Origin of the sequence: Rhodococcus sp. (in: high G+C Gram-positive bacteria) (genome assembly GCF_049591685.1) — a bacterium.
GTDB lineage: Bacteria > Actinomycetota > Actinomycetes > Mycobacteriales > Mycobacteriaceae > Rhodococcoides.
In genome coordinates this window covers 1-9478 of sequence record NZ_JBAWFH010000252.1, presented here as the reverse complement: position 1 = coordinate 9478, position 9478 = coordinate 1, and the positions used below count along the sequence as shown (strand labels likewise).

Annotated in this window: 11 protein-coding genes and 1 pseudogene; 9 read left to right on the top strand and 3 right to left on the bottom strand. The window is 64.1% G+C overall.

The window, feature by feature from the left end; all coding sequences use genetic code 11:
• The 4 genes from WBQ44_RS10710 to WBQ44_RS10695 all read left to right on the top strand — a co-directional run.
• Window positions 1–588 (top strand): C40 family peptidase (locus WBQ44_RS10710; RefSeq protein WP_495566670.1); only part of this gene is annotated, 588 nt, incomplete at its 5' end.
• The gene (locus WBQ44_RS10705) at window positions 585–908 is read left to right on the top strand and encodes a hypothetical protein (protein WP_495566669.1); all 324 of its coding nucleotides are present in this window, start codon (window positions 585–587) and stop codon (window positions 906–908) included. The genes WBQ44_RS10710 and WBQ44_RS10705, both read left to right, overlap by 4 nt.
• Window positions 905–1207 (top strand): YbaB/EbfC family nucleoid-associated protein, encoded by a 303-nt coding sequence (locus WBQ44_RS10700; protein WP_495566668.1) that lies wholly within the window; start codon window positions 905–907, stop codon window positions 1205–1207. The genes WBQ44_RS10705 and WBQ44_RS10700 overlap by 4 nt, the downstream gene beginning before the upstream one ends.
• A 15-nt stretch (window positions 1208–1222) precedes the next feature.
• Entirely contained in the window at window positions 1223–2488 is a 1266-nt protein-coding gene (locus WBQ44_RS10695) for a SatS C-terminal domain-containing protein (protein ID WP_495566667.1), read from the top strand.
• A gap of 23 nt (window positions 2489–2511) precedes the next feature.
• On the opposite strand, the gene WBQ44_RS10690 is transcribed toward WBQ44_RS10695, so the two are convergent.
• Genes WBQ44_RS10690 through WBQ44_RS10680 form a run of 3 tightly spaced genes read right to left on the bottom strand, consistent with a single transcriptional unit; the run spans window position 2512 to window position 5406 of the window.
• Window positions 2512–3636 carry an adenosine deaminase gene (locus WBQ44_RS10690; protein WP_495566666.1) on the bottom strand — a complete coding sequence of 375 codons (1125 nt, stop codon included), beginning with the start codon at window positions 3634–3636 and terminating at the stop codon, window positions 2512–2514.
• 41 nt (window positions 3637–3677) lie between these two features.
• A complete protein-coding gene (locus WBQ44_RS10685) occupies window positions 3678–4961 on the bottom strand; it encodes a thymidine phosphorylase (RefSeq protein ID WP_495566665.1) in 1284 nt (427 codons plus the stop codon).
• Entirely contained in the window at window positions 4954–5406 is a 453-nt protein-coding gene (locus WBQ44_RS10680; RefSeq protein ID WP_495566664.1) for a cytidine deaminase, read from the bottom strand. The genes WBQ44_RS10685 and WBQ44_RS10680 overlap by 8 nt, the downstream gene beginning before the upstream one ends.
• Before the next feature lie 265 nt (window positions 5407–5671).
• Between WBQ44_RS10680 and sdhC the strand changes: the two genes are divergently transcribed.
• The 5 genes and pseudogenes from sdhC to WBQ44_RS10655 form a co-directional block, all read left to right on the top strand.
• Complete coding sequence (gene sdhC, locus WBQ44_RS10675; RefSeq protein WP_495566663.1) at window positions 5672–6082, top strand: succinate dehydrogenase, cytochrome b556 subunit; 411 nt, start codon at window positions 5672–5674, stop codon at window positions 6080–6082.
• Window positions 6082–6537: a succinate dehydrogenase hydrophobic membrane anchor subunit gene (locus tag WBQ44_RS10670; RefSeq protein WP_495566662.1), complete on the top strand. Its 456-nt coding sequence runs from the start codon at window positions 6082–6084 to the stop codon at window positions 6535–6537. Before sdhC ends, WBQ44_RS10670 begins: the two co-directional genes overlap by 1 nt.
• Window positions 6538–6553: 16 nt before the next feature.
• Complete coding sequence (gene sdhA / locus WBQ44_RS10665) at window positions 6554–8305, top strand: succinate dehydrogenase flavoprotein subunit (RefSeq protein ID WP_495566661.1); 1752 nt, start codon at window positions 6554–6556, stop codon at window positions 8303–8305.
• Between the two features lies 1 nt (window position 8306).
• Window positions 8307–9095, top strand: a complete 789-nt coding sequence (locus tag WBQ44_RS10660) for a succinate dehydrogenase iron-sulfur subunit (RefSeq protein ID WP_495566660.1) — start codon at window positions 8307–8309, stop codon at window positions 9093–9095.
• Between the two features lie 149 nt (window positions 9096–9244).
• Window positions 9245–9478, top strand: a pseudogene (locus tag WBQ44_RS10655) (hypothetical protein); the annotation flags it as partial.

Genomic DNA, 9478 nt, shown 5'->3' with positions numbered 1-9478 from the left:
GCCTTTGCCCAGAATTTCGCACGCACCATCTCCACGTCCGCGCCGAACTTTGCCGAACCCGGCGCGCATGCAACCTCACCGGCAACCGTCACGAACGCCGGCCAGACCGGATTCAAAGACGGCATGTCCACGTTCGCGGGCGCGCCCCCACGATCAGCGGCTCCGGTCGGCAGCCCCGACGGTGGCGCGCAGGGTGGCGTGCAGGTCGCACTTCCGGACGGAAGCGTCGCCGTGGCACCGAACGAGCAGGCTGCGGGCGCCGTACGCAGTGCACTCACCCAACAGGGCACTCCCTATTCGTGGGGAGGCACCGAACCCGGCCGCGGCCTCGATTGCAGTGGGCTGACGCAATGGGCATACCGAGAGCAGGGTGTCGAACTCCCCCGGTTGGCGCAAGAGCAGAACGTCGGAACACAGGTGAGCCGCGACGAAGTGTTGCCCGGAGACCTCGCGGTGTGGGACGGACACGTCGCCATGGTCGTAGGCAACAACCAGCTTGTCGAAGCCGGAGACCCAGTTCAGGTCGGCGACATTCGCACCACCAATTCCGGGATGGCCTTCATGGGCTTCTACCGGCCGACGGCGTGAACGACATTTCGGCGTGGGCCGCAACCAGGAACAACACCGTCCGGGTCCGGGTGACCGAACACGGGGTGCCCGTCGCAATTCGAGTCGATCCGGACGAACTACGTTACGGCAGCGAGCAACTCGCACGAACCATTCTGCAACTGTGTGCACGAGCCACCACGTCGGCACGAGCGGAACGGCGCCTCTTCCTCGAGCACGACGGCATGGATGCAAACGTTCTCGACCGGCTCGGACTACCCCGGGCGACCGACGTCGCGCAAGAGGAAAGCACGCTGATGGACGTCGAGCCCCCACCCACCTCGTGGATGAAAGCTGTATGAACACTGCACTCGACTCCATTCTCGCGCGAGCGGACGGGGCGCTGAACACCATGCACGAAGCGTCCGAGGGTTTGTCCCGCTTGCGGGTCACTCTGAGCTCCCCCGACGAAATCGTGACCGTCACGGTCGACGCGACCGGCGCATTGATCGACCTACAGTTGGCCTCCGACCTGACGCGAACCTCGGCCGCGCAACTCGAAAGCGCCATCGTTGCCGCGGCGTCGGACGCGGCCCGAGAGGCGCTGGCGCGTCGAGCATCGATCCTGCAACGCATGCAGAGTTCGCTCTCCGACACCTGAGATAGGCTTCCCCCCATGGCTGGCGACATCATTCCGATCGAACTCGGTCTCACCCGCGGCGACTTCGTCACCCTGTGGGCTCCGGAGTGGCACGAGGGCGACGACGAGTGGGAGGCGTTCCTCGGACACGACGAAGACCTGTACGCGTTCGAGGCAGTGGCACAGCTCGCCGCCTTCATCCGAAGCAACAACGACAACGACCTCGTCGATCACCCGTCGTGGCGGGTCGTGTCCGCACTCGCGGCCAACGAACTCGAACCCGACGACCTGCACCGGTTCGATCTGGTCGGCGTCCTCGAACTCGTCGCCGAAGATCCCGACTCGGACATTCTCGCCGAACTCGCCGCGACCTTCGAAATGGTTCAAACGCTCGGTGACGTCTGCGAACTCAGCACCGTCACCGCGTTCTTCTCGGCGAACCCACACCTCGGTTCGGTGGAGATCGGCGTTGATGCCTACGTCGGCAAGGACGGGCAGAATCTCTGGGACCGGATCGGTACGTCGGTCGCCAAGAGCTGGGATGCGGTCATCGACGCCATCGATTCCGTGGTCACCACACCCGAGGTCGATCCGGCAGCCGTGGACGTCGCCGAAGCCGAACTCATCGCCGCAGCAGAGAATATCGTGGACGTCGACGATGTCACCGAAGAAGACACGGACACCGAAGACGCCGACGACGAGGTCGACGAGGTCGATGAGACACCGGATCCGATTGCCGATGCCGCCGCGGAGGACTCCTTCTGGACGACCGTCGGTATCGATCCCATTCGCATCATCACCTCCGAGGACACCGTCTACACGCTGCGGTGCTACATGGACGACGAACCCATCTTCCTCGGCCGTGGCGGCGCGATCACGGTGTTCGGATCGGAACGTGCGCTCGCCCGCTATCTCGCAGACGATCACGATCACGAACTGGCCAAGGTCAGCACTTACGCCGATGTGCAGACCGCCGCGGTGGACGGGTCGCTTCGCATCGAGGTGACCGACGAAAACGTGTACGTGCTGCCCGGTTTGGCCGATGATCTCGCCGAGGGCCCGACGGCCGTCGACCCCGATCAGCTCGATCTCGCAGTGGAACTGTTCACCGACGCGGCCGATTTCGCGGACGACGACTCGGTCGAGACCGCCTTGGCGAGCTCCACTCCGCTGGGGTGGTACGTCTCGTATACCCTCGAGCCCGACCCCAACCGCCTCGCGCCGAGCGCGCCCTTCGACGTCGAAGCCGAGGCGTGGCGGGCACTCGAGCGTGAGTTCGAGGCCCGCCTACGCAAGGAGTGAGCGTCGGCCGCCGGTCATGGCATTCAGCCGTGTAGTACCGCGTATCCCGGCTTGACGACATTGTCGATCAGTTCGAGCCGCTCGTCGAACGGAATGAATGCCGATTTCATCGCATTGATGGTGAACCGCTCGAGATCGGACCAGCCGTAGCCGAAGGTCGTCACCAGTTTGTGCATCTCGCGGGTCATCGACGTATCGCTCATCAGTCGGTTGTCCGTGTTGACGGTGACGCGGAACCTCATTCGCGCCAGTACGTCGAACGGGTGCTTCTCGATGCTGTCGACGGCACCGGTCTGCACATTGGAGCTCGGGCACAGCTCCAGCGGAATCCGCTTGTCTCGAACGTAACTCGCGAGAAGCCCGAGTCGGTGAGCCCCGTCCGAGCTGGTGGTGATGTCGTCGGTGATGCGTACCCCGTGGCCCAGACGGTCGGTGCCGCAGAACGCAACCGCTTCCTGGATGGACGGTAGTCCGAACGCCTCGCCTGCGTGAATGGTGAAGTGCGCGTTGTTCGCTCGCATGTACTCGAACGCATCCAGGTGGCGACTGGGAGGGAATCCGGCCTCGGCGCCCGCGATGTCGAAACCGACGACCCCACGATCGCGGAACCGTACCGCGAGTTCGGCGATCTCCCGCGACCGTGCCGCGTGCCGCATCGCGGTGAGCAGGCACCCGACCCTGATGCGTTTGCCGTTTACCTTCGCAGCCGATTCGCCCGCCCGAAAACCTTCGAGCACGTGCTCGACAACCTGATCCAGCGTGAGCCCGCGTTCGAGGTGCTGTTCCGGCGCGAACCGGACCTCCGCGTAGACCACGCCGTCATCCGCCAGGTCCTCGGCGCATTCCTGCGCGACTCGCGACAGGCCTTCCGGCGTCTGCATCACGGCAACGGTGTGTGCGAAAGTTTCGAGGTAGCGCTCGAGCGATCCGCTGTCGGCTGCGTTGCGAAACCACTCTCCCAGGGCGGCACTGTCGGATACGGGCAACGCGTCGTAGCCGCTGCTCTCCGCCAGCTCCAGCACGGTCAGGGGCCTGAGCCCACCGTCGAGGTGATCGTGCAGCAGCGCTTTGGGAGCGGTCTTGATCGACCGCAGGTCGAGCGGCGTAGCGCCGCTGGTGGAAATCGACGTGTTATCGGCGGTACTCATGGCTCGACGGTAGCGCGATCGCGTGCCGCGCGCGGGGTGTGTCAGCCGCCGATCCGTTCGATGACGATCGGCAGCTGCTCCGCCGCGGTTTGCCCGATCGTCCAGGCGCCGCCGATGGCCTCACTCGCGTAGTCGAACTTCTCCGGTGTGTCGGTGTAGAGCGTCGCAACTCGCTGTCCCGTCGTCACCCGATCGCCTGGCTTCGCATGCAGTCGAACACCCGCGGCGGCTTGAACCGGCTCACCCTGGCGTTCTCGCCCGGCGCCCAGCCGCCATGCCGCGACTCCCACCCTCATGGCGTCGACACCGGTGACGATGCCATCGGCCTGAGCCACGACGTCGAGTCGCTCCTTCGCCTGCGGCAGAGTCGCGTCGGGGTCCCCGCCCTGCGCGGCGATCATTGCTCGCCACCTGTCCATTGCGGTGCCGTCGGCGAGCTTGTCCGCCGGATCGACGCCTTCGATTCCCGCAGCGGCGAGCATGGTGCGGGCCAGCGTCACCGTCAGTTCGACGATGTCCGACGGCCCTCCGCCTGCGAGCACCTCGAGCGATTCTTCGACTTCGAGCGCGTTGCCCGCGGTGAGGCCGAGCGGTGCGTCCATGGCGGTGAGCAGAGCGACCGTGCGGACGCCTGCATCCGTGCCGAGGTCGACCATTGCTTCCGCGAGGCGTCGTGCGTCGTCGATGTTCTTCATGAACGCACCGGCGCCGACCTTGACGTCCAGTACCAGCGCACCGGTGCCCTCGGCAATCTTCTTGCTCATGATCGAGCTGGCGATCAGCGGAATCGATTCGACGGTTCCGGTGACGTCGCGGAGGGCGTAGAGCCGCTTGTCGGCGGGCGCAAGGTCTGCACCGGCCGCACACACCACCGCGCCGACGGCCGGGTCGGCGAGGATCGAGCGCATCTCGTCGGCGCCGAGATCGGCTCTCCAACCGGGAATAGATTCGAGCTTGTCGAGGGTGCCACCGGTGTGACCGAGCCCGCGACCGGACAGCTGAGGAACCGCGGCACCGCATGCTGCGACGAGCGGCGCCAGCGGCAGCGTGATCTTGTCGCCCACACCACCGGTGGAATGCTTGTCGACGGTGGGGCGCGGGAGCGTCGAGAAGTCCATCCTGGTGCCCGAGCCGATCATGGCCGCAGTCCACCGGCTCAGTTCCGCGCGGGTCATGCCGCGCCAGTAGACGGCCATCGCGAGTGCGGACATCTGCTCGTCGGCGACGATGCCGCGGGTGAACGCGTCGACGACCCAGTCGATCTGTGCCGGTGTCAGTTCGTGGCCGTCGCGCTTGGCGGTGATGATCGAGACTGCGTCAGACATGGTCGCCTCCGGATTCGCGACTACCGGCGTCGACGGACGGAGTCTGCAACTGCCCGGATTCGAGGTCGTCCGGCCCGAACGCGGAGGGCAGCAAGGCACTCAGCGGCGTGGGCCCGGAGTCGGTGTCGACGAGCAGATTCGGCCCGCCGAACTCGTAGAGCAGTTGTCTGCAGCGACCGCACGGCATGAGCCTTGCCCCGCGACTGTCGCAGCAGGAGAAAGCCACGAGTCGACCACCGCCCGTGGAATGCAGGTTCGACACCAGTCCGCACTCCGCGCAGAGCCCCAAACCGTATGAGACATTTTCCACATTGCATCCTGTGACAATCCGTTGATCGTCCACCAGCGCGGCGGCGCCCACCGGGTACTTCGAATACGGTGCATAGGCCTGCTTCATTGCACCATGGGCGTTGTCGCGCAACGTTTTCCAGTCTATTTCGAGCATGCCTGCAATCCAATCACAGGCCGAGCCCCGACGCACGCCGCACGACTGAACCGATCACGAAGAATTGGGAAGCCAAACCTAATAAAGAATCGCAGGTCAGTACGAACGCGTAGTCGAATTAGTTCCGTGTTTCCAATGGGTTTACAGTTCAAAGACGGCGGCTCTTCGATAATCGGTCGAGCCGGAGTTCGACAAATCGAGCCAGGTTCTTCTTCGGCTACCGGGCTCGACGCGTCCACCATTGACGTTGGAGGCTTTGCACTCGATGAGTAGCACGACTGAAGCCGCTCCGGCCAAGGAGCGTAAGCGGTCCCTGTACCGCGGGGATCCAGGAATGTGGTCCTGGGTTCTGCACCGGATCACCGGTGTATTGGTGTTCTTCTTCCTCTTCGTCCACGTGTTGGACACCGCGATGGTCCGGGTCAACCCCGAGACCTACGACGCGATCATCGACACCTACAAGACGCCGCTCGTCGGCCTCATGGAGTTGGGGCTCGTCGCCGCAGTGCTCTATCACGCACTCAACGGCATTCGCGTCATGCTGATCGACTTCTGGTCCCAGGGGCCGAAGTACCAGAAGCTGATGCTGTGGGTCATCGCCGCAGTCTGGATCGTGGTCATGATTCCCGGAGCCGGCCGAATCTTCTACAACATGTTCACAGCGGGCGGTCACTGATGGCAACGACACACGGCTCCGAGGCCAAGTCTCTCGGCACGAACTACGACCGTCCGGCCAGTCTGGACAACCCGCGTTCGCCGCGGCGTCAGTCGCGCGGCAACTTCGAGCTGTACGCGTGGCTGTTCATGCGCTTCTCCGGCCTCGCACTCGTCGTCCTCGTCCTCGGACACATGTTCATCATGCTGATGCTCGACGAGGGTGTGCACCGCATCAACTTCGCGTTCGTGGCCGGACGCTGGTCCAGCCCGTTCTGGCAGTTCTGGGATCTGACCATGCTTTGGCTGGCCCAGCTGCACGGTGGCAACGGCCTGCGCACGATCATCTCGGACTACTCACGCAAGGACTCGACGCGGTTCTGGCTGACCACGCTGCTCGTCCTGTCGATGATTCTCATCATGGGCCTGGGCACCTACGTCATCTTCACCTTCGATCCCAACATTTCGGCGAGCTAAGGGAACTGAAGCATTCATGCAGGAACATCGTTATGACGTGCTCATCGTCGGCGCAGGTGGCGCAGGCATGCGAGCAGCCATCGAGGCCGGGCCCCGCGCCCGCACGGCGGTACTGACCAAGCTCTACCCGACGCGTTCGCACACCGGTGCAGCTCAGGGTGGAATGTGCGCAGCACTCGCCAACGTCGAGGAAGACAACTGGGAGTGGCACACGTTCGACACCGTCAAGGGCGGCGACTACCTCGCCGACCAGGACGCTGTCGAGATCATGGCGAAGGAAGCCATCGATGCCGTCCTGGATCTCGAAAAGATGGGTCTTCCGTTCAACCGGACACCCGAGGGCAAGATCGACCAGCGACGCTTCGGTGGCCACACCCGTGACCACGGCAAGGCACCGGTTCGCCGAGCCTGCTACGCAGCCGACCGCACCGGACACATGATCCTGCAGACGCTTTACCAGAACTGCGTCAAGCACGACGTCGAGTTCTTCAACGAGTTCTACGCACTCGATCTCTGTCTCACCGAGACCGACAACGGACCTGTTGCGACAGGCATCATCGCCTACGAGTTGGCGACGGGTGAGCTGCACATCTTCCACGCGAAGTCGATCGTCTTCGCGACCGGTGGATCGGGACGCATCTACAAGACGACCTCCAACGCTCACACCCTCACCGGTGACGGCATGAGCATCGTCTTCCGCAAGGGACTCCCCCTCGAGGACATGGAGTTCCACCAGTTCCACCCGACAGGCCTCGCGGGTCTCGGCATCCTCATCTCCGAGGCCGTTCGAGGCGAGGGCGGCATCCTTCGCAACGAGGACGGCGAGCGCTTCATGGAGCGCTACGCCCCCACCATCAAGGACCTCGCGCCGCGCGACATCGTCGCCCGGTCGATGGTGCTCGAGGTACTCGAAGGACGCGGCGGCGGCCCCAACAAGGACTACGTCTACATCGACGTCACGCACATCCCCGAGGAAGTTCTCGACGAGAAGCTCCCGGACATCATGGAGTTCTCCCGCACCTACCTCGGTGTCGACCCCGTCAAGGAACCGGTACCGGTTTACCCGACGTGTCACTACGTCATGGGCGGTATCCCCACCAAGATCAACGGTGAGGTGCTGCGCAACAACGACGACATCGTCCCCGGTCTGTACGCGGCGGGTGAGTGTGCATGCGTGTCGGTGCACGGCGCCAACCGTCTCGGCACCAACTCGCTGCTCGACATCAACGTCTTCGGTCGCCGTGCGGGCATCGCCGCCGCGAAATACGCCAACGAGGTGGACTTCACTCCGCTCCCCGAGGAGCCGGCGAAGATGGTCCAGGATTGGATCGAGCTGATCCTCTCCGATCACGGCCACGAGCGGGTCGCGGACATCCGTAGCGAGATGCAGCAGTCGATGGACAACAACGCGTCGGTGTTCCGCACCGAAGAGCGTCTCGAAACCGCCCTGAAGGACGTTCGCGCCCTCAAGGAGCGGTACGACCACATCACCGTGCAGGACAAGGGCAAGCGCTACAACAGCGACCTGCTCGAAGCCATCGAACTCGGCTTCCTGCTCGAGATGGCCGAGGTCACCGTCGTCGGTGCACTCAACCGCAAGGAATCGCGCGGCGGACACGCCCGTGAAGACTTCCCGGACCGCAACGACGACGAGTACATGAAGCACACCATGGCCTACAAGGAAGGGCTTGGCCTGCTCACCGACATTCGTCTGGACTACAAGCCGGTAATCCAGACCCGTTACGAGCCGATGGAGCGGAAGTACTGATATGAGCGCCCCCACTCTCGACAAACCAGATCAGCCCGACAACGCCGCCGAGCCGCCCGTGCCGAACGGCGCGGTCATGGTGACGTTGAAGATTGCCCGCTTCAACCCGGAGAACGGCGAGGGCCAGTACTGGGACACGTTCCAGGTGCCGTCACTGTCCACCGACCGGCTTCTGAACCTGCTGTCCTACGCCAAGGGTTACCTCGACGGATCGCTGACTTTCCGTCGTTCGTGTGCCCACGGTGTCTGCGGCAGCGACGCGATGCGCATCAACGGCGTCAACCGTCTCGCCTGCAAGGTGCTGATGCGCGACATGCTGCCGAAGGACTCGTCCAAGCACCTGACCATCACGATCGAGCCCATCCGTGGGTTGCCGGTCGAGAAGGACCTGGTCGTGGACATGGAACCGTTCTTCGACGCATTCCGCGCGGTCAAGCCCTTCCTCATGACCACCGGCAACGAGCCGACGCGTGAGCGCATCCAGAGCCAGGCCGACCGCGCCCGATTCGACGACACGACGAAGTGCATCCTCTGCGCATGTTGCACCACCTCGTGCCCCGTCTACTGGAGCGACGGCAGCTACTTCGGTCCTGCCGCCATCGTCAACGCGCACCGGTTCATCTTCGACAGCCGCGACGAAGGCGCCTCCGAGCGACTCGACATCCTGAACGACGTCGAAGGCGTGTGGCGCTGCCGCACGACCTTCAACTGCACCGACGCGTGCCCCCGTGGCATTCAGGTGACCAAGGCAATTCAGGAGGTCAAGCGCGCGTTGCTCTTCGCTCGCTGATCACCCGCTCGCCTTTAACTTCGGCATGGATGGCCCATCGCAACGCATAGACGGTTGCGGTGGGCCATCGATGCGTTGGGGGCAAGCAGATGAGAGGTCTCTCATCTGCGTCTCATTCGTGGCCCATTCGGGGAATGCAGAGTGAGGCGGTGAAGATTCTTGCCGCAGTCGCCCTGTCTGTGACATTCCTCGGCGCTGTGTTCGCCGGTGTCTACCTGGTGTCGCGGCCCTCGGACTCCGGTGCACCGGCGCCCGCGCCGATCACCGCACCGGCCGTCCCCGCCGCCTCACAGACGCCCGGGAGACCGTCGGAAACTCCGCCTGTCGAGCAACGTCCGAACGGAAACGCCGAGCCCGCCCCGATTGCACCACCAGCCCCCGCT